Here is a 17,788-nt window from a genome sequence, read left to right as displayed (position 1 = left end):
TTATCGCAGGCAAGCCAGCTCCCACATTCGATGGCGTTATTGGCCAGAGTTGATGGTGATTTTTTTTACCGCACCTTGTTCCAGATCCCACTTTTTCAAGATCTTGCCGTAAGTCCCGTCATCAATCATGCCCTGCAATGCCTCACTGATCGCCGTGACCAACTCGGTATTGCTCTTCTCAATCCCAAGCCCGGTGAATTGCTTGGAAATCGCCAGGCCCACCGGCTTGTACTTGCCTTTGTCCAGCGACATCAAATAAGGAATGGTCTCGCTGCCCTGCATCGCCGCATCCAGGCGGTTCTGCTGCAACTGCGCCCGGGCATCTGCCGAGCCTTCGGTGCCGATCACCACGATTGCCGGCTTACCCGCCGCTTCGCAGTTTGCCTTGCTCCAGGCGGTAATTTCAGACGGCCAGGTGGTGCGGCGGCTGGTGCCGACTTTTTTACCGCACAGGTCGGTCAATTCCTTGATCTCTTCGCGCTTGGCCAAAGTGTAGAGCTGCGGGCCGCTGGTGAAGTAGTCGATGAAGGTCACGGCTTTCTGGCGCTCGGCGGTATCGGTCATGCCCGACAGCACGATGTCCACGCGCTTGGTGGTCAGGCCGCTGAGCATCTGTTCGAAGCCGGTTTCCTGCCATTTGATCTTCACGCCCAGTCGCTCGGCCAGGGCGTTGCCCAGGTCGAAATCGAAACCGGTGAGTTTGTTGGTGGCCGGGTCCTTGAAGTCCATCGGCGGGTAGTTCGGCACGATGGCCGCGCTGATCTCACCCTTGTCCTTGATGGCTTGCGGCAAGGCCGCGAATACACACGAGGAGGCCATCAGGCCTGCAAGCAAAGTAGGGATAAACATCTTCTTCATGGGGGCGTTCTCGTTAGTTTTTTAGTTAAGTGCGAACGGCAGAAATAAAGCTTTGGGTACGCGGGTTTTGTGGGCTTATTAGAATGTCTTCCGGGCTGCCGGCTTCCACAATCTGGCCGGCGTCCATAAACACCATGCGGTTGGACACTTCGCGAGCGAAGCCCAATTCATGGGTGACCACGATCATGGTCATGCCGGTGGTGGCCAAATCGCGCATCACCGACAGCACTTCGCCTACCAGCTCCGGGTCGAGGGCTGAGGTGGGTTCGTCAAACAGCATCAACTTGGGGCGCATCGCCAAGGCCCGGGCAATTGCCACACGCTGTTGCTGGCCGCCGGACAACTCCACCGGGTAGGCATTGCGCTTATCCGCCAGGCCAACGCGGGCCAGCAGTTCCAGCGCATCTTCGATGGCTTCCTTGGGCGAGCGCTTGAGCACCTGGCACGGGCCTTCGATGATGTTTTGCAACACAGTCATGTGCGGGAACAAATTGAACCGCTGGAACACCATGCCGGTGGCCAGGCGCTGGCGGGCGATCTGCGCTTCGTTCATCTCGTGCAGCTTGTTTCCGACCACTCGATAACCAACCAATTCGCCATCGACCCACAGGCCGCCCTTGTCGATCTTTTCCAGCTGATTGACGCAACGCAGCAGGGTACTTTTGCCCGAGCCGGACGGGCCGATGATGCACATCACCTCGCCTTGCTCGACCTCTATATTGATGTCACGCAGGGCGTGATACTGGTCGTAATACTTGTTCAGGTTGACAGCCTTGACGATGCTTCTCATGGGGCAAATCTCCTCAACCCAGGCTTACGAACGCTTGCCGGCGCCGCGGGCAAAACGACGCTCGAGGCGGCTTTGACCGAATGAAAGAACAGTCACCACCGCCAGGTACCAGATGCCCGCCACAATCAGCAGCTCCATCACCCGGGCGTTGGCGTAGTAGATGTTTTGCGCGTTGTGCAACAGCTCCGAGTACTGGATGACACTGGCCAGGCTGGTCATTTTCACCATGCTGATGAACTCGTTGCCTACGGGCGGGATGATCACGCGCATCGCCTGCGGCAGAATGATCCTGCGCAGCGCCTGCAGGCTCGGCATGCCGATGGACTTGGCCGCCTCGTATTGGCCGGTGTCCACCGACAGCAAGCCGGCACGCACCACTTCAGCGGTATAGGCGCCCTGGTTGATGCTCAAGCCGAGCAGGGCGGCCACGAAGGGCGTCATCAGGTCGACGGTGTCGATGCTGAACAGGCCCGGAATCGCGATCACCGGGAAGATCAACGCCAGGTTGAACCACAGCAGCAGCTGCAAAATCAGCGGTGTACCGCGAAACAACCAGGTGTAGGTGATGGCCACGTAACGCAGGATCGGGTTGGCCGACATGCGCATGATCGCCGTGATCACTCCGATCACTACGCCCAATGCCATCGCCAGGATCGACATGACGATGGTGTTCACCAGGCCCCAGAGGATGGCTTGCGACGTAAGGAACTGGCCAATGTAGGACCATTCGATCTGGCCATTGGCAAACGCGCGCAACAGCGCCGCCAACACAATCACGATCAGGGTGGCAAAAAACATCCGCCCGTAATAGCGCCGCGGCACGTGCTCGTACTGGGTGATATCGAACTGGTTTTCGGACAACTTGCGCTCGGCTTCCAAGCGCTCGGCCGGGGTTTGGTTCATGCTGCTACTCCAAAATTTATTCTTGATGCGTGATCGTTCCCACGCTCCGCGTGGGAACGCCGCCTCGGACGCTCCGCGTCCCGCCGTTGGCGCGTAACGTGACGACGCGGAGCGTCACGGGATGCATTCCCACGCAGTGCGTGGGAACGATCGTCACCGGCTTAAATCCGAAATCCTTGATAACTTTCAGTCCACTTTTGCTGAGCCGCCAACGCCATCTTCAACCGTCCAATCTGCTCCTTCACCCGCTCCGGCGCCGTCCCACCCCACCCACTACGCGCCGCAATCGCCGCCTCCAGGGTCAGGCAGTCGCGCACGTCCGGGGTGAGTCGCCCATCCACCTCGGCCAACATCGCCGGTGAGGCTTGCCACAACTCAATCTCATGCTGCTCACAGGCCTGCACCAGCGCGCCGGTAATCTCGTGGGCCTCCTTGAACGGCACACCACGGGTGGCCAGCCAGTCCGCCACCTCAGTCGCCAAGGTAAAGCCCATTGGCGCCTGGCGCCGCAACTCCTCTACCTGCACCTTCATGGTCGCCACCATGCCGGCCATCGCCGGCAATACCAGCAGCAAGGTGTCCACGCTATCCAACACGCAGTGCTTGTCTTCACTCAAATCGCGGTTGTACGACAGCGGCAACGACTTGAGCGTCGACATCAGCCCGGTCAGGTTGCCGATCAAACGCCCGGCCTTGCCCCGCGCCAATTCGGCAATGTCCGGGTTCTTTTTCTGCGGCATGATCGAACTGCCGGTGGCGTAGGCATCGTCCAGCACTACCCAGCGAAACTGGCGCGACGACCACAGGCAAAACTCCTCCGACAGCCGCGAAATATTCACCCCGAGCATGCCGGCCACAAACAGGAACTCCGCCACATGGTCACGGCTGGCGACGGCGTCTATGGAGTTTTCGCATGGCCCGGTGTAACCCATTTCCCTGGCCGAGTGCTCTGGCTGACGCGCTATCGCCGAACCTGCCATGGCGGCCGCGCCCAACGGCGACAGGGCCGTACGCGCATCCCAATCCACCAGGCGCTGCACATCGCGCAGCATCGACTGCGCGTGGGCCAGCAAGTGATGGGCAAACACAATGGGTTGCGCCTGCTGCAAATGGGTGAAGCCCGGGCAGATGTTCTGCACATGTTGCTCGGCCTGCTCAACCAGCGCCTGCTGCAAACCCAGCACCTCGTTGGCGATGGTGCGCGCATGGTCGCGCAGGAACAGGCGCAGATCATTGGCCGTCTGGTCATTGCGCGAGCGTCCGGCACGCAACTTGCCGCCCAGGGCGCCCAGGCGCTCGGTCAATACGCGTTCGATAAAGGTGTGTACGTCCTCGTCATCCAGGGTGGGATGCAGGCGCCCGGCGGCAAAATCCTCACCGATGCGGTCCAGGGCCTCGAGGGTACGCAAAGTCTCCGACTCATCCAGCAACCCAGCGCGCTGCAACTCACGGGCATGGGCGCAGGAGCCGGCCAGGTCGTAGGGCGTCAGGCGAAAATAGCGCTCAGGGCAACGCGACAACGCGGCCAACGCCGCAGACGGACCGGTCTTGAAACGAGCGCCCCAAAGGCGGTCGGTGGGCTGGGACATGGGTATTCCTCACGCTTGTTTTTAGAAGAGTCGGAGGCAGTTTCAACAGACGTTTATCGGTGTAGAACCGGCATCTGACGCGCCGTATTCAAGGTTGCCAAGGGCGGATGTTTATGTTCATTATCGCCGCCTGGCTATGTTCAAGGATTGGGTTCAAGCCTGTTGAATATGGCACTCGAGGTCAACGCGCATTATGGAAACCCCACTTTCCACTTCTGGAAACCTGCCGCCAAAACCCGGCACACGAGCACCGCTGCAACTGAGTGGGCTGGACTTCAAATTGCTGCGGGTATTTATGGCCGTGGTCGAAGCCGGCGGCTTCAGTGCTGCGCAAAACGAGCTGAACGTGGGCCTGGCGGCCATCAGCAAACAGATCTCCGACCTGGAGATTCGCATCGGCATGCGCCTGTGCACACGGGGCCGCGAAGGGTTCGGGCTGACCGAAGAAGGCAAGTTGGTGTATCAAGCATCCATCGAGTTATTTACCTCAGTGGACAGTTTTCGCGACAAGCTTAGTTCGGCGCAAAACGAACTGATCGGCGACCTGAGTGTGGGCGTTATTGATAACACCGTCTCTGATGTCAATTCCCCGCTGATTACCGCTCTGGGCAACTTACATCGCCAATCGCCAAAAATAAGATTGCGCCTACACGCCTCTCAATTGGACGAAGTTGAACGCGGAGTAGTGGAAGGGCGCCTGGTCGCCGGCATCGTCCCGGTGTACCAACGCCGTGAAGAATTCGACTACTTCCCGCTCTACGAAGAAAAGGCCCACGCCTACTGCGCCGTAGGGCATCCCTTGTTCACTGCGAGCGACATCACCCCCGATGCGCTTCGCCAATACGAAGTGGTGAACCATCGGTATGCGATCCATCGCGACAAGGCCAACTTCGTCGGCCACGACAGCCAGTCCGCCTCGGCTTCACAAGTGGAAGCCGTCGCCATCCTGATCCTCACCGGCCGCTTCCTGGGCTTTCTGCCAGAACACTACGCCACGCCACTGGTGAGGGAAGGGCGCCTGCGCGCACTGTGCCCACAGCAGGTTCATTTAAGCACCGCGTTCAACCTGATCCTGCGCCACAACGCGCCGAGAAGCCCGATGGTAAAAGCCTTTGCCACAGCGCTGGGTGTAGACCTGAAGACTTCGGCCTAAGCCTCAACAAAGCTCAAATGTGGGAGCTGTCGAGCCCCAGCGAGGCTGCGATGGGATCGCCTCGGTCTCCCCGCCAACCTCATCCCCCCGCATCACCGCTGCAACCGAGCTCGCTTTTTCTTCTTCGCATGAAAATGCCGAAAATGCGCATCCTGCGCCGCCGCCAACAACTCCCGATCCCCACGCGTATCGCCCCAGGCCCTGAGCCGATACTCCCCCAGGTCGCCATAAACCGCTTCAAGGCGCAGCACCTTGTTCTCACAACGGCAATTATTCCCGGTGAGTTTGCCGGTCAGCACCCCATCCACCACCTCAAGTTCAGTGCCGATCAAACGAATGCCAAGCCGGTCGGCAAACGGCTGCAACACCAACGCCGGCGACGCCGAACACAGCGTCACCACCGCCCCGGACTTCACCTCATCCGCCACTGACTGCAACCCGCTCGGGCGCATCAGCTTGCTCCAGCGCGCCTGGCAATATTTCTGCGCTTGCTGCTCAACCCAAGCCTTCTCCACCCCGGTCATAAAGGTGCGAATCAACTGCGCCTTCAACTCATCCCGGCTGATCTGCCGCACCAAAAACCGCAACCCCGGCACCGCCAGCTTGACCATCCGGCCATAAAACTCACCGGGGCCAAAGGCAAACTTGAGGAAGGGCACGAAACTGTCGTGGTGGGTGAGGGTGCCGTCGAAGTCAAAGACGGAAAGTACTTTGGCGTCTGCGGGGCCGGCTTCGAGCATGTCTGGGTTCACGGGTTGGCCTCGGTCCTATCTAATAGTTTTTAAGCATGCATCAGCTGTGACAGCAGGAGTCTACTCCCGTGCCAATCTTCCGATCTTGGCGTAAATCTCTTCGGTAAAACCGGTGACAACGCTGATGGCAATTGGGGCACAAGGCTACAGCATTGGGGGGGCGATCCGAACCCTTCCGGGCCAGGTGTTTGAGGTGATGTACTTCAAGAAATAGCAAATTCCTTTTTTACCGACGAAAAAAAGCCCTGAACATGCCAGGGCTTCCTTTAGTGCTTAGTCCGGATCAATCCCAGCTCAACGCGCCGCCGGTCTGATACTCGATCACACGGGTCTCGAAGAAGTTCTTCTCTTTCTTCAAGTCCATGATCTCGCTCATCCACGGGAACGGGTTAGTCGTGCCTGGGTACTCTTCCTTCAAGCCGATCTGCGACAGGCGACGGTTAGCGATGAACTTCAGATAGTCTTCCATCATCGCCGCATTCATACCCAACACCCCGCGAGGCATGGTATCCCGAGCATATTCGATCTCCAGCTGCGTCCCTTGCAGGATCATCTGGGTCGCTTCTTCCTTCATCTCGGCGTCCCACAGGTGTGGGTTTTCGATTTTGATCTGGTTGATCACGTCGATACCGAAGTTCAGGTGCATCGACTCATCGCGCAGGATGTACTGGAACTGCTCGGCCACGCCGGTCATTTTGTTGCGGCGGCCCATGGACAGGATCTGGGTGAAGCCGCAGTAGAAGAAGATGCCTTCCAGCACGCAGTAGTAGGCGACCAGGTTGCGCAGCAGCTCTTTGTCGGTGTCGACGGTGCCGGTTTCGAACTTCGGATCGGAGATCGAGCGGGTGTACTTCAGGCCCCAGGCGGCCTTTTTGGCGACCGATGGAATCTCGTGGTACATGTTGAAGATCTCGCCTTCATCCATGGCCAGCGATTCGATGCAGTACTGGTAGGCGTGTGTGTGGATCGCTTCTTCGAAGGCCTGGCGCAGGATGTACTGGCGGCACTCCGGGTTGGTGATCAGGCGGTACACGGCCAGCACCAGGTTGTTGGCTACCAGGGAGTCGGCGGTGGAGAAGAAGCCCAGGTTGCGCATGACGATACGGCGTTCGTCGTCGGTCAGGCCTTCGGGGTTTTTCCACAGGGCGATGTCGGCGGTCATGTTGACCTCTTGCGGCATCCAGTGGTTGGCGCAGCCGTCGAGGTACTTCTGCCAGGCCCAGTCGTACTTGAATGGCACGAGTTGGTTGAGGTCGGCGCGGCAGTTGATCATGCGCTTTTCGTCAACGGCGACGCGGGCGGAGGCGCCTTCGAGCTCGGCGAGGCCTTCGGCGACGTCGAGTTTGTCCAGGGCGGCCTTGGCGCGCACGATGGCGGCGGAGTCGTTGGCGGTGACGGCGCGGGCTTCCACGGCGGCAGCGGCGCCGGCACCGTCGAGGCGGTCCATGTTGGCTTCGGTGGCGTGGCCGGCGTTGGCGCCTTTGATCACCGCTGCACCGGTGTCTTCGTTATCGACTTCATCCCAACTCAGCATTGAAATACTCCCTTCTGATCCGTTCTGACGGTGTTCAACCCGTCCAAAAAATGTGCGATTTGCAGGCTACCAGGCATTGAAATACTGCGCTGAGTGTGGTCGGTAAATACCGATTCTGCACACTATGTAGTGGTCTGTTTTGTTTGTGGGCACACTATATGGTGTGTAACAAGGTTGGTCAACGCACAAGATGTGCGGTTATAAGTCGCTGCCGAACGTTGGGCGCCGGGCAGATGGGAGGCGAAGAATATTTACTCAATATGTCTTTATGGAATAGATAAATAGTTATTTATTCCTTTTAATCTTTTCTATCGAGGCGCAATTTGAGGGCCTGCGCATTCGTGCGGATTGACCCAACAGCCAAAAGGAAAGCCGACATGACCATCAAAGCGATCAACGTGCGCAACCAGTTCAAAGGCGTGATCAAGGAGATTCTATTGGGGGAAGTGGTGTCGGAAATCGACGTACAAACCGCGTCTGGCATTGTGACGTCGGTGATTACCACACGTTCGGTGCGTGATCTGGAATTGAAGGTGGGCAGTGAAGTGATTGCCTTCGTGAAATCGACTGAAGTGTCCATCGCCAAGTTGTGAATGAATAATGTGGGAGGGGATTGCCTGCCCCTCCCACGAATGCCTCGTCGGGCAGGTTAGCGCTGGCGCAAGGCACGTTCCATGCGCTGTATACCTTCCTCCAGCATCGCCCGTGGGCAACCGAAGTTCAGGCGCACGAACTGCTGGCTGTCATCGCCAAATTCGATCCCTGAACTCAGGCCGACCTTGGCCTGCTCCAGGAAAAACTGCTGCGGGTCATCCAGGCCAAGAGCGCTGCAATCGAGCCACGCCAGGAAGGTGCCCTGTGGTGCATGCATCACCACACCAGGCAAGCGAGTCTTTACTGCATCGAGCAGGTAGTCACGGTTGGCCTGCAGGTACTGCAACAGCGCAGCGAGCCAGTCGCCGCATTGGCTGTAGGCGGCACGGGTGGCTTCCAGGCCCAGGGGGCTGACGCTGTCGACCATGCCGCAGCGCGCGTTATTGAAACGCTCGCGCACTTCGGCGTTCTGGACCACCGCAAAGCAGGTCTTCAAGCCGGCCACGTTATAGGCCTTGCTCGCCGACATCAGGGTGATGGTGCGCTGGGCAATCTCGGGGCTGAGGCTGGCGGTGGGGATGTGGCGACGGCCGTCGAAGCACAGCTCGGCGTGGATCTCGTCGCTGATGATCAGCGCGCCAGCTTCCAGGCAGGCATTGGCTACCGCCGTCAGTTCCTCCCGGGGAAATACCTTGCCGATGGGGTTGTGCGGATTACTCAGCAGCAACGCACCGGCACCGCTCAATGCCTGGCGCATCGCAGGCATAGGCGTGACGTATTCGCCGTTGATCAACTCGAACGGCATTTCGATGCGTGGCAGATTCCAGTTGCCCGGCGCCAGGCGAATCGGCCGATAGTTGGGGGTTTGCAGCACCACCGCCTGGCCAGGCTGGACGAAGGCGTGCAGGGCCATATTGAAGCCAGGCTCGACGCCAGGCAGAAACAGCAGTTCTTCGGGCTGTACGCGCCAGGCGTACTTGGCCCACAGGTCAGCGACGATGGCGTCGCGCACGTCCGGGCCGGCCACGCTGTAGCCGAGAATCTGCTGGTCCAGGCGCGCGTGCAGGGCGCGCAAAATGGCGGGCGGCGCGGCGATGTCCATGTCGGCGATCCACATCGGCAGAACATCTTGCGGGTAACGGCTCCACTTGGTACTGCCGGTATCGAAGCGTGGGTGGATCGTGTCGAAATCAAAGCTCATGGACAGGCTCGTATCAGGGCTGCGGCGAAAGAATGGCGCCGATTCTAGCGCCATTAATTTTATAGGCCAGAGCTGATTGCCGCCTTGCACAGCGGTGTGCGTTCCATGACCGACAAGTTCTGTAATAAAAACGCCATTGCGCTGGGGATTGAATCAGCGAGGGGCTATTTTGGTGCATCTCAATAATCAGAGTAGCCATGGATGAAATACCAACCCTTGAGTCACACCTTGATTGCTACCGCGCTGGTATTAACGATCAACGGGGTGCATGCAGCTTCCCAAGCCCCGGTTGCGGGTGAAAATGGCATGGTGGTCACGGCCCAGCACCTGGCAACCCATGTGGGGGTCGATGTGCTCAAGGCCGGCGGCAACGCGGTCGATGCGGCGGTGGCAGTGGGTTACGCACTGGCGGTGGTGTACCCGGCGGCGGGCAACCTGGGCGGTGGCGGTTTCATGACGGTGCAACTGGCGGACGGGCGCAAGACCTTCCTCGACTTCCGCGAAAAAGCCCCGTTGGCGGCGACGGCCGATATGTACCTCGACAAGGCCGGCAATGTGGTCGAGGGCCTCAGCGCCAAAGGCCATTTGGCGGTCGGCGTACCGGGCACGGTGTCCGGCATGGAGCTGGCCCTGAGCAAATACGGCACCCTCAAGCGCGCCCAAGTGATTGCCCCGGCGATCAAGCTGGCGGAAAACGGCTTTGCGCTGGAGCAGGGCGATATCGACCTGTTGCACACCGCCACCGGTGAGTTCGAAAAAGACCAGGATATGCGTGGCATCTTCCTGCATAACGGCGAGCCGATGCAGGTAGGCCAGAAGCTGGTGCAGAAGGACCTGGCCAAAACCCTGAAGGAAATCTCGGCCAAGGGCACCGACGGTTTCTATAAAGGCTGGGTCGCCAAGGCGGTAGTGGATTCCAGCCAGGCCGGCAAAGGCATCATCACCCAGGCCGACCTCGACGCCTACAAAACTCGCGAACTGGCCCCCATCGAGTGCGACTACCGTGGCTACCACGTGGTCTCGGCGCCGCCACCCAGCTCCGGCGGCGTGGTGATCTGCCAGATCATGAACATCCTCGAAGGCTACCCGATGGCCGACCTGGGCTATCACTCGGCCCAGGGCCTGCACTACCAGATCGAAGCGATGCGCCACGCCTACGTGGACCGCAACAGCTATCTCGGTGACCCGGACTTCGTGAAGAACCCCATCGAACATCTGCTGGACAAGAACTACGCGGCCAAGCTACGTGCGGCGATCGAACCGCAAAAGGCCGGTGATTCCCAGGCAATCAAACCGGGTGTATCGCCCCATGAAGGCAATAACACCACCCACTATTCTATCGTCGACAAATGGGGCAACGCGGTCTCGGTGACCTATACCCTCAACGACTGGTTTGGTGCCGGGGTGATGGCGAGCAAGACCGGGGTGATTCTCAACGATGAAATGGACGACTTCACCGTCAAGGTCGGCGTGCCGAACATGTACGGGCTGGTGCAGGGCGAAGCCAACGCCATCGCACCGGGCAAGGCGCCGCTGTCGTCGATGAGCCCGACCATTGTCACCAAGGACGGCAAGGCGGTGATGGTGGTCGGTACACCGGGGGGCAGTCGCATCATCACTGCGACCTTGCTGACCATCCTGAATGTCATCGACTACAAGATGAATATCCAGGAAGCCGTGGACGCGCCGCGCTTCCACCAGCAGTGGATGCCTGAGACCACCAACCTTGAGACGTTTGCCGTGAGCCCGGATACCCAGAAGCTTCTCGAAAGCTGGGGCCATAAGTTTGCCGGTCCGCAAGATGCCAACCATTTGGCGGCGATCCTGGTCGGTGCGCCTTCTCTGGATGGCAAGCCGGTGGGTAACAACCGTTTCTATGGGGCCAATGACCCGCGACGCAATACGGGGTTGTCGTTGGGCTACTAAAGCTTCACACCGTTGGTGTAGGAGCGAGCTTGCTCGCGAAGATCGTTAACGATAACGCGGGGTGCCTGATTCACAGCGGCGCACTCCGGTTTTTCGCGAGCAAGCTCGCTCCTACAGGGGGAAGGCGAGCAACTGCTTGACGGCGGTAAATGCCGCCTGGCGGCGCTGCTCCCAATCTCCGCGAATCACTACCACCGGCTGCTGATGCTCCTGCATCCACTCCAGGCTGGCCTGAAAAAACGCCCGGCGATCCGCCAGTTCCGGCTGGCAGCGCTGGCCGTCGGCACTCCATTCCACATCCTCGGGTGAGAGCAGCAGGTGCAGGTCGTAATGCCGCGCCAGAAGTTCGTCATCAAGCCAGCCGGGATAGTCGCCGAACAGGGTCTGGCTCCAGAGCTTGTTGGTCAGCAGGTGGGTGTCGAGGATCAGCAAGGCGGGGCGTTTGGCGCGGGCGGCGTCCTCCCAGGCCAACTGGCCCTGGGCAATGGCCGGGATATCCGCCAGGGTGGTGTCGCGCTGATGCTGATCGATGAAGTACCGCACATATTCCCCCACCATCAACCCACCGAAGCGCGTGTGCAACTGCGCCGCCAGCCAGCTCTTGCCGCTGGATTCGGGGCCCGCCAATACCACCACTTTCATGTGCGCAACGCCGGGTCGGCGCGCCACTCGCGCCAGCCTTGCACGGCAATCACGGTAAACAATGCATAGAGTGCAGCCGTGAGATAGAGGCCTTTGTAGAGGAACAGGCCGACGAAGATCACATCCACCACAATCCACAACGGCCAGCACTGCAGGCGTTTTTGCGCCATCCACATCTGCGCGACCAGGCTGAAGCCGGTGAGGGCGGCGTCGAGCCAGGGCTGGGCGGCGTCAGTCCAGTGGGCCATGGCGGCGCCCAGCAGCAGACTGCCGACGGCGCCCAAAGCCAGGCTGGCCATGATTGCCGGCGCTTTCAGGCTGGTGACCTGGCGGCCTTGCTTGACCTCGCCAGCGCGGGTCCACTGCCACCAACCGTAAACTTGCAGCGCCGCGTAGACCACTTGCAGCAGCATGTCCGAGTAGAGCTTGACCTCGAAAAACACCCAGGTGTAGAGCAACACCATCACCAGGCCGATGGGCCAGCACCAGGGGTTTTGTTTGACCGTCAGCCAGACAGCGATCACCCCCAGGGCGGCGGCGAACAGTTCAAGCCCGGACATGGCGGATCCTTGGGAGAGTGGGAGAGGGCGGTGATTGTACCCAGAGCTAACCGATCATCAAACATAGCAATGCGTCATTGCCCTCTGCAGGAGCGAGCTTGCTCGCGAAGATCGTCAAGGTTACCGCGTATTGTCTGAATAACCGCGGTGCCTATGGGTTTTTCGCGAGCAAGCTCGCTCCTACAAAAGGCTAATCAGCGCTAGATTCGGAATTGGCGCAGCAACCCATCAAGCTGCTCACTCAAGCCACGCAACTGCGCACTCGCCACGCTCGATTGCTCCGCCGCCAGCGCCGTGCTATGGGACAGCCCGGCCGCTTGGGTGACGTTCTGGTTGATGTCTTCCACCACATGGGCCTGCTGCAGGGTGGCGCTGGCAATCGAGGCGTTCAGGCCGTTGAGGTTGTGCAGTGCCTGGCCGATGGCGGTGAGGCTTGCACCGGCCTGGCCGGCTTGCTCGATGGTCAGTTGCGAGGCGCTGTGGCTGTCGCTGATGACCTTGACCGCCGCTTCCGAGTGACCTTGCAGGCGCTCGATCATTACCTGGATCTCGGCGGTGGATTTCTGCGTGCGCTGGGCCAGCAGTCGCACCTCATCGGCAACCACCGCAAACCCACGGCCTTGCTCCCCGGCGCGGGCGGCTTCGATGGCGGCGTTGAGGGCGAGCAGGTTGGTCTGGTCGGCGATGGAGCGGATCACCTCCAGTACCCCGCCGATCTGCGTGCTTTCGCTGGAGAGTGTGCGGATCACCTCCACAGCCTGGCTGATGGTGGTGGAGAGCTGGTCGATCTGCTGCAAGCTGCCGTCGATGTTGACCTGGCCCTGTTGTGCCTGGGCCTGGGCATCGCGCATTTCGCTGGCGGCGTGTTCGGCATTCTTCGCTACGTCCTGCACGCCGTAGGTGACTTCATTGATGGCGGTGGCCACCAGTTCCATCTGCTGCGATTGCTGCTGGCTGCGGTCATGGGCCTGGCTGGCGTTGTGGCCCAGCTCGGTGGACGACTGGCCCAGGGCGTTCGCGCACACCTGCAACTGGCCGACAACCTGGCGCAGCTTGGCGGTGAAGCTATTGAAGTGCTGGGCCAGTGCGGTCAGTTCGTCACGACCGTGGGTGTCGAGGCTGTGGGTCAGGTCGCTTTCGCCGCTGGCGATATTGCCCATGGCATTCACCGCCGCCTGCAACGGCTGCACGATGCTGCGAGCGATCAACACCACCAGCACGGCCATCATCAACGCAATGCCCAGGCCAATGGCCGAGGCTTTCCACACCTGGCCCCTGAATTCAGCCTGTACATCGTCGACGTAGACGCCGGAGCCGATAATCCAGCCCCAGGGTTCGAACAGTTGGATGTACGAGGTTTTCTCTACCGGCGCTTCGGCGCCGGGTTTCGGCCAGCGGTAGTTGACGATGCCGGCGCCCTTGGCCTTGGCCAGGCTCACGAATTCGTTGAACACGGCGAAACCGTCCGGGTCGCGAATTGCCGAGAGGTTCTGACCGTCGAGCTTGGGGTTGGCCGCGTGCATGATCATCACGGGGGTGAGGTCGTTGATCCAGAAGTAATCATCGTGGTCGTAACGCAGGCCGCGCACCGCGCTCAAGGCCTGTTGTTGCGCGGCGTCGCGGGTCAGTACGCCGGTTTTCTCCAGGTTCTGGTAATAGCTGAGTACGCCACTGGCGGTCTGTACCACGTGCTGGGTCTGCTGGCGCTTGGCCTGGTAGAGGTCGCCGTGGATCTGGTTGAGCATCAACAGCCCCAAGGCCAGCAGCATCAACACGGCGACTATCAGGATCAGCCAAAGGCGGCGGCTGATCGACATGCTGCGCAAACTGTTCATCGTCCTGTCACTCCCTGCTCTTTATAATTGTGGTGCTGCTTCGAGATTTCCGGCGTGTCTGATAGGCTTTCGGCCCGGAATCGAAAAACCTGAGTACTGCCTGATTTTTCACGGAATTTTTGCAGACCGGCGTTGAGAATCAACCGCGGGCGCTTGTGTGCGCTCGTCGTCAGTGAACTTAAAAAAGACTATGAGGCATGCCACGCGCATGACCTTTGGAGACAGCATGGATTTTTGGACCGCCATACAGGCATTGATTCTCGGCATCGTCGAGGGGCTTACGGAGTTCTTGCCGATCTCCAGCACTGGCCACCAGATCATCGTCGCCGACCTGATCAATTTTGGCGGCGAGCGTTTCGAAGCCTTCAATATCATCATCCAGCTGGGCGCGATCCTGGCGGTAGTCTGGGAGTTTCGACGCAAGATCTTTGACGTGGTCATTGGCCTGCCGACCCAGCCCAAGGCCCGGCGCTTTACCGTCAACCTGATCATCGCCGTGTTGCCGGCGGTGGTATTGGGGGTGATTTTTGCCGACCTGATCAAGCACTACCTGTTTAACCCGATCACTGTAGCGACTGCCCTGGTAGTGGGTGGCGTGATCATGTTGTGGGCCGAGCGCCGCCAACATGCAGTGCGGGCTGAAACCGTCGACGACATCACCTGGAAAGACGCCCTCAAGGTCGGCCTGGCCCAGTGTCTGGCGATGATCCCGGGCACTTCGCGCTCCGGTGCAACGATCATCGGCGGCCTGTTGTTCGGCCTGTCGCGCAAGACAGCTACCGAGTTCTCGTTCTTCCTGGCGATGCCGACCATGGTCGGTGCGGCGGTGTACTCGGGCTATAAATACCGTGACCTGTTCCAGCCCGCGGACCTGCCGGTGTTCGCCATTGGCTTTGTCACCTCGTTCATCTTCGCCATGATTGCGGTCAAGGCCCTGCTCAAGTTCATCGCCAGCCACAGCTACGCGGCGTTTGCCTGGTACCGCATTGCGTTCGGCCTGGTGATCCTGGCGACCTGGCAGTTCGGCTGGATCGACTGGACTGCGGTCAAGCCATGACTATCCAGCACCCACGCCTGAAGGCGCTGATCTTTGTACTGCTGTGTGCCGCGCCGCTGCTGGGCTCTGCGTTGCTGTGGTACCGCGGCGAAACGGTAATTCCGTTGATGGCCTATGGCGTGGTCAGCGTGGTGGCGTTCTTCTTGTACTGGAGCGATAAGCGCAAGGCGCAGACCGAAGGCTGGCGCACCCCGGAAAACATCCTGCATGCGGTGGAGTTGGCGGGCGGTTGGCCGGGGGCGTTGATCGCCCAACAGGTGTTCCGGCACAAGACGCGCAAGGTGTCTTACCAGGTGTTGTTCTGGGTGATTGTGCTGTTGCACCAGGTGTTCTGGCTGGACCAGCTGTTCCTCGGCGGCACCTTGCTGTCAATCCTCTAGCCGCAAGCCAATCTGTGTGCGCTTGGGCAGCTTGCTCACCACCAACTGGTGGGAGCGCTGCAACAGGCCACGCAGTTCCTCTGCGCCCAAAGGGTAGGGCGTGTTCATGATGACCCACTGCGCCCTCGCCAGGTAAGGCGCCGGGTGAATGCCCGGGCGGTCGACGTGACCCAGGAACAGTTCTTTGTCGACCTTGAAGGCCAGCGACTCACCGCGCAGGTTCTGCAAGGCGAACATCTTGTTGCCAGCAATCGAGAACACCCGCACGCCACCCCATTTATAGTCTTCCCGTGCGCCTGGCAGGCTCAGGCAAAAACGTGCGACTTGTTCTTCCGTCATGCTCATAACAGCCGATCTCCACAGCCTTTGAAGCCTTCTTCCAGGTAGTCGATCCAGGCCCGGATGGCCGGCAGCACGCCGCGCCGGTGCGGGTAGACCGCCTGCAGCCAGCCGCCTGGCAATGACCACTGCGGTAGCAATTGCACCAGCCGGCCGCTGGCCAGTTCTTCTTCGCAGTACATCATTGGCAGCACCGTAAAGCCCACGCCCATCATTGCGCTGGCCTTGCGCACGATAAAGTCTTCGATGCCCAGGCGCGCCTCCATCACTAGCTCGTGCATGTTGCCCTGGGGGTCGATGATGCGTTGGTGCACCATTCGGTCCGCCTCGAGTGCGCCAAGGATTGGCAACTGCTTGAGGTCTTCCAGGGTTTCGACCCGCCGCTCACGCATGAAAACGGGGCTGGCCACCAGCACGGTATGCGCCTGGCGCAGGCGTTTGGTGACCAGCAACGGGTCTTCGTCGCCCAGTTCGCGTACGCGCAGCGCTACATCAATGCCTTCGGCCACCAGGTCGACGCGGCGATTCACCAGGGTCATGTCCAACTGCACCAACGGGTGCGCGGCCAGAAAACCGGCTACCAGCTCCGGCAGAATCTGCTGGGCCAGGCCCACCGGGCAACTGACCCGCAAGCGCCCCCGTGGTTCGCTGGACATACTGGCCACGGCCTCGTCGGCCATTTCCGCTTCAAGCAGCATGGCCTGGCAGTGGCGCAGGTAGCGTTCGCCGACGGCGGTGAGCGTCAGTTGCCGGGTGGTGCGTTGCAGCAAGCGTGCACCCAGGCGGTCTTCCAGTTCGGCAATGCGCCGTGAAAGCCTGGATTTGGGAATGCCGAGTAGCCGGCCAGCCGCAGCAAAACCGCCGGCTTCGACGACTTTGGCGAAATAGTAGAGGTCGTTGAGGTCTTGCATGGTGGGCCTATTGTCCTGTCAGTGGGACAAACTATCGCATTTCAGCTGGCTTATCGACCATTGGTTTCATGCGTAGCATCACCACCATCTGATCGCCACTGTCGATCCCACCTCGGAGATCCATCATGAAACTGTTGCACATTGATTCCAGCATCCTCGGCGACAACTCGGCCTCCCGTCAGCTCAGCGCCGGTGTGGTCAAGGCATGGCAAGCCGCGCAGCCGGGTGTGGAAGTGACCTACCGCGACCTCGCCAGCGAAGGCATCAACCATTTCTCCGGCGCTACCTTGGGTGCATTGGGCACTGCTGCCGAACTGCGCGATGCGGCGCAAAAGCACGAGGCTGAACTGAGTGCGTCGTCGCTGGCTGAGTTTCTCGCCGCCGATGCCGTGGTAGTCGGTGCGCCGATGTACAACTTCACCATTCCCACCCAATTGAAAGCCTGGATTGACCGCATCGCAGTGGCCGGCCAGACCTTCCGTTACTCCGAAGCCGGCCCTGAAGGCCTGTGCGGCAACAAGAAAGTCATTATTGTCTCCACCGCCGGCGGCCTGCATGCCGACCAAGCCTCGGGCGCTGCCCACGAAGGCTACTTGAAGCTGCTATTCGGCTTCCTGGGCATCACCGACATTGAGATTGTTCGCGCTGAAGGCCTGGCCTACGGTGATGAAGTGCGCAGCAAAGCCATGAGCGACGCCAACGTGCGCATCAACGAGCAACTGTTCGCCGCTGCGTAAGGCTTATGTAAATTTGCCCTGTCCTCG

The 17,788-nt window shown here is 60.0% G+C and carries 19 protein-coding genes; 6 read left to right on the top strand and 13 right to left on the bottom strand.

All coding sequences use genetic code 11. The features are described 5' to 3' along the window. Positions 1–36: 36 nt before the first annotated feature. The 4 genes from ACTJLA_RS19510 to argH form a co-directional block, all read right to left on the bottom strand. Positions 37–858, bottom strand: coding sequence for an ABC transporter substrate-binding protein (locus ACTJLA_RS19510; protein ID WP_054896735.1), 822 nt, complete (start codon positions 856–858; stop codon positions 37–39). 25 nt (positions 859–883) lie between these two features. Then, positions 884–1,648: an amino acid ABC transporter ATP-binding protein gene (locus tag ACTJLA_RS19505; RefSeq protein WP_003193648.1), complete on the bottom strand. Its 765-nt coding sequence runs from the start codon at positions 1,646–1,648 to the stop codon at positions 884–886. 24 nt (positions 1,649–1,672) lie between these two features. After that, the gene (locus ACTJLA_RS19500) at positions 1,673–2,551 is read right to left on the bottom strand and encodes an amino acid ABC transporter permease (RefSeq protein ID WP_019819278.1); all 879 of its coding nucleotides are present in this window, start codon (positions 2,549–2,551) and stop codon (positions 1,673–1,675) included. Between the two features lie 161 nt (positions 2,552–2,712). Further along, a complete protein-coding gene (gene argH, locus ACTJLA_RS19495; RefSeq protein WP_314544876.1) occupies positions 2,713–4,140 on the bottom strand; it encodes an argininosuccinate lyase in 1,428 nt (475 codons plus the stop codon). Positions 4,141–4,333: 193 nt separating this feature from the next. Between argH and ACTJLA_RS19490 the strand changes: the two genes are divergently transcribed. Beyond that, on the top strand, positions 4,334–5,293 hold the full coding sequence (locus ACTJLA_RS19490; RefSeq protein WP_054896737.1) for a LysR family transcriptional regulator: 960 nt from the start codon (positions 4,334–4,336) through the stop codon (positions 5,291–5,293). A 92-nt stretch (positions 5,294–5,385) separates the two neighbouring features. Here the strand turns inward: ACTJLA_RS19490 and ACTJLA_RS19485 are convergent, their stop codons facing one another. From ACTJLA_RS19485 to ACTJLA_RS19475, 3 genes are all read right to left on the bottom strand, one after another. Beyond that, a complete protein-coding gene (locus ACTJLA_RS19485; RefSeq protein WP_054896738.1) occupies positions 5,386–6,033 on the bottom strand; it encodes an HAD-IB family hydrolase in 648 nt (215 codons plus the stop codon). Between the two features lie 52 nt (positions 6,034–6,085). Next, positions 6,086–6,262, bottom strand: a complete 177-nt coding sequence (locus tag ACTJLA_RS19480) for an HNH endonuclease (RefSeq protein WP_371264134.1) — start codon at positions 6,260–6,262, stop codon at positions 6,086–6,088. 66 nt (positions 6,263–6,328) lie between these two features. After that, the gene (locus ACTJLA_RS19475; protein ID WP_032892020.1) at positions 6,329–7,579 is read right to left on the bottom strand and encodes a ribonucleotide-diphosphate reductase subunit beta; all 1,251 of its coding nucleotides are present in this window, start codon (positions 7,577–7,579) and stop codon (positions 6,329–6,331) included. 377 nt (positions 7,580–7,956) lie between these two features. Here ACTJLA_RS19475 and ACTJLA_RS19470 point away from each other — a divergent pair, with 377 nt between their 5' ends. Continuing rightward, positions 7,957–8,172: a TOBE domain-containing protein gene (locus ACTJLA_RS19470; protein ID WP_003173733.1), complete on the top strand. Its 216-nt coding sequence runs from the start codon at positions 7,957–7,959 to the stop codon at positions 8,170–8,172. 56 nt (positions 8,173–8,228) lie between these two features. On the opposite strand, the gene ACTJLA_RS19465 is transcribed toward ACTJLA_RS19470, so the two are convergent. Beyond that, complete coding sequence (locus ACTJLA_RS19465; protein ID WP_181125273.1) at positions 8,229–9,374, bottom strand: MalY/PatB family protein; 1,146 nt, start codon at positions 9,372–9,374, stop codon at positions 8,229–8,231. A 201-nt stretch (positions 9,375–9,575) separates the two neighbouring features. Between ACTJLA_RS19465 and ggt the strand changes: the two genes are divergently transcribed. After that, complete coding sequence (ggt, locus tag ACTJLA_RS19460; RefSeq protein ID WP_440841927.1) at positions 9,576–11,300, top strand: gamma-glutamyltransferase; 1,725 nt, start codon at positions 9,576–9,578, stop codon at positions 11,298–11,300. 111 nt (positions 11,301–11,411) lie between these two features. Here the strand turns inward: ggt and ACTJLA_RS19455 are convergent, their stop codons facing one another. From ACTJLA_RS19455 to ACTJLA_RS19445, 3 genes are all read right to left on the bottom strand, one after another. Then, positions 11,412–11,942 (bottom strand): AAA family ATPase, encoded by a 531-nt coding sequence (locus ACTJLA_RS19455; RefSeq protein ID WP_440841925.1) that lies wholly within the window; start codon positions 11,940–11,942, stop codon positions 11,412–11,414. Beyond that, complete coding sequence (pnuC, locus tag ACTJLA_RS19450; RefSeq protein WP_181125271.1) at positions 11,939–12,502, bottom strand: nicotinamide riboside transporter PnuC; 564 nt, start codon at positions 12,500–12,502, stop codon at positions 11,939–11,941. The genes ACTJLA_RS19455 and pnuC overlap by 4 nt, the downstream gene beginning before the upstream one ends. Before the next feature lie 200 nt (positions 12,503–12,702). Then, complete coding sequence (locus ACTJLA_RS19445; protein WP_034127340.1) at positions 12,703–14,337, bottom strand: methyl-accepting chemotaxis protein; 1,635 nt, start codon at positions 14,335–14,337, stop codon at positions 12,703–12,705. A gap of 226 nt (positions 14,338–14,563) precedes the next feature. Here ACTJLA_RS19445 and ACTJLA_RS19440 point away from each other — a divergent pair, with 226 nt between their 5' ends. Continuing rightward, positions 14,564–15,394: an undecaprenyl-diphosphate phosphatase gene (locus tag ACTJLA_RS19440; protein WP_044273643.1), complete on the top strand. Its 831-nt coding sequence runs from the start codon at positions 14,564–14,566 to the stop codon at positions 15,392–15,394. Next, positions 15,391–15,774, top strand: coding sequence for a DUF1294 domain-containing protein (locus ACTJLA_RS19435; protein ID WP_034127342.1), 384 nt, complete (start codon positions 15,391–15,393; stop codon positions 15,772–15,774). The genes ACTJLA_RS19440 and ACTJLA_RS19435 overlap by 4 nt, the downstream gene beginning before the upstream one ends. On the opposite strand, the gene ACTJLA_RS19430 is transcribed toward ACTJLA_RS19435, so the two are convergent. Both ACTJLA_RS19430 and ACTJLA_RS19425 read right to left on the bottom strand, forming a co-directional pair. Next, the gene (locus ACTJLA_RS19430; protein WP_034127343.1) at positions 15,763–16,119 is read right to left on the bottom strand and encodes an MmcQ/YjbR family DNA-binding protein; all 357 of its coding nucleotides are present in this window, start codon (positions 16,117–16,119) and stop codon (positions 15,763–15,765) included. The genes ACTJLA_RS19435 and ACTJLA_RS19430 overlap by 12 nt on opposite strands. Then, positions 16,116–17,024, bottom strand: coding sequence for a LysR substrate-binding domain-containing protein (locus ACTJLA_RS19425; protein ID WP_014718355.1), 909 nt, complete (start codon positions 17,022–17,024; stop codon positions 16,116–16,118). The genes ACTJLA_RS19430 and ACTJLA_RS19425 overlap by 4 nt, the downstream gene beginning before the upstream one ends. A 125-nt stretch (positions 17,025–17,149) precedes the next feature. Between ACTJLA_RS19425 and ACTJLA_RS19420 the strand changes: the two genes are divergently transcribed. Beyond that, positions 17,150–17,761 carry an FMN-dependent NADH-azoreductase gene (locus ACTJLA_RS19420; RefSeq protein ID WP_034127345.1) on the top strand — a complete coding sequence of 204 codons (612 nt, stop codon included), beginning with the start codon at positions 17,150–17,152 and terminating at the stop codon, positions 17,759–17,761. The last annotated feature ends 27 nt before the right edge of the window (positions 17,762–17,788 follow it).

The sequence above is a fragment of the Pseudomonas sp. 22072 genome, from assembly GCF_052046095.1.
Taxonomy (GTDB): Bacteria; Pseudomonadota; Gammaproteobacteria; order Pseudomonadales; family Pseudomonadaceae; genus Aquipseudomonas; species Aquipseudomonas paracarnis.
The sequence above is the reverse complement of the archived record's forward strand: the minus strand, read 5'-3'. Positions and strand labels throughout refer to the sequence as shown.

Coding starts and splice junctions, on each gene's coding strand:
- ACTJLA_RS19510 (WP_054896735.1), bottom strand. CDS start 858: ATGAAGAAGATGTTTATCCCTACTTTGCTTGCAGGCCTGATGGCCTCC.
- ACTJLA_RS19440 (WP_044273643.1), top strand. CDS start 14,564: ATGGATTTTTGGACCGCCATACAGGCATTGATTCTCGGCATCGTCGAG.
- argH (WP_314544876.1), bottom strand. CDS start 4,140: ATGTCCCAGCCCACCGACCGCCTTTGGGGCGCTCGTTTCAAGACCGGT.
- ACTJLA_RS19445 (WP_034127340.1), bottom strand. CDS start 14,337: ATGAACAGTTTGCGCAGCATGTCGATCAGCCGCCGCCTTTGGCTGATC.
- ACTJLA_RS19475 (WP_032892020.1), bottom strand. CDS start 7,579: ATGCTGAGTTGGGATGAAGTCGATAACGAAGACACCGGTGCAGCGGTG.
- ACTJLA_RS19430 (WP_034127343.1), bottom strand. CDS start 16,119: ATGAGCATGACGGAAGAACAAGTCGCACGTTTTTGCCTGAGCCTGCCA.
- ACTJLA_RS19490 (WP_054896737.1), top strand. CDS start 4,334: ATGGAAACCCCACTTTCCACTTCTGGAAACCTGCCGCCAAAACCCGGC.
- pnuC (WP_181125271.1), bottom strand. CDS start 12,502: ATGTCCGGGCTTGAACTGTTCGCCGCCGCCCTGGGGGTGATCGCTGTC.
- ACTJLA_RS19505 (WP_003193648.1), bottom strand. CDS start 1,648: ATGAGAAGCATCGTCAAGGCTGTCAACCTGAACAAGTATTACGACCAG.
- ACTJLA_RS19455 (WP_440841925.1), bottom strand. CDS start 11,942: ATGAAAGTGGTGGTATTGGCGGGCCCCGAATCCAGCGGCAAGAGCTGG.
- ACTJLA_RS19420 (WP_034127345.1), top strand. CDS start 17,150: ATGAAACTGTTGCACATTGATTCCAGCATCCTCGGCGACAACTCGGCC.
- ACTJLA_RS19500 (WP_019819278.1), bottom strand. CDS start 2,551: ATGAACCAAACCCCGGCCGAGCGCTTGGAAGCCGAGCGCAAGTTGTCC.
- ggt (WP_440841927.1), top strand. CDS start 9,576: ATGAAATACCAACCCTTGAGTCACACCTTGATTGCTACCGCGCTGGTA.
- ACTJLA_RS19485 (WP_054896738.1), bottom strand. CDS start 6,033: ATGCTCGAAGCCGGCCCCGCAGACGCCAAAGTACTTTCCGTCTTTGAC.
- ACTJLA_RS19425 (WP_014718355.1), bottom strand. CDS start 17,024: ATGCAAGACCTCAACGACCTCTACTATTTCGCCAAAGTCGTCGAAGCC.
- ACTJLA_RS19435 (WP_034127342.1), top strand. CDS start 15,391: ATGACTATCCAGCACCCACGCCTGAAGGCGCTGATCTTTGTACTGCTG.
- ACTJLA_RS19465 (WP_181125273.1), bottom strand. CDS start 9,374: ATGAGCTTTGATTTCGACACGATCCACCCACGCTTCGATACCGGCAGT.
- ACTJLA_RS19470 (WP_003173733.1), top strand. CDS start 7,957: ATGACCATCAAAGCGATCAACGTGCGCAACCAGTTCAAAGGCGTGATC.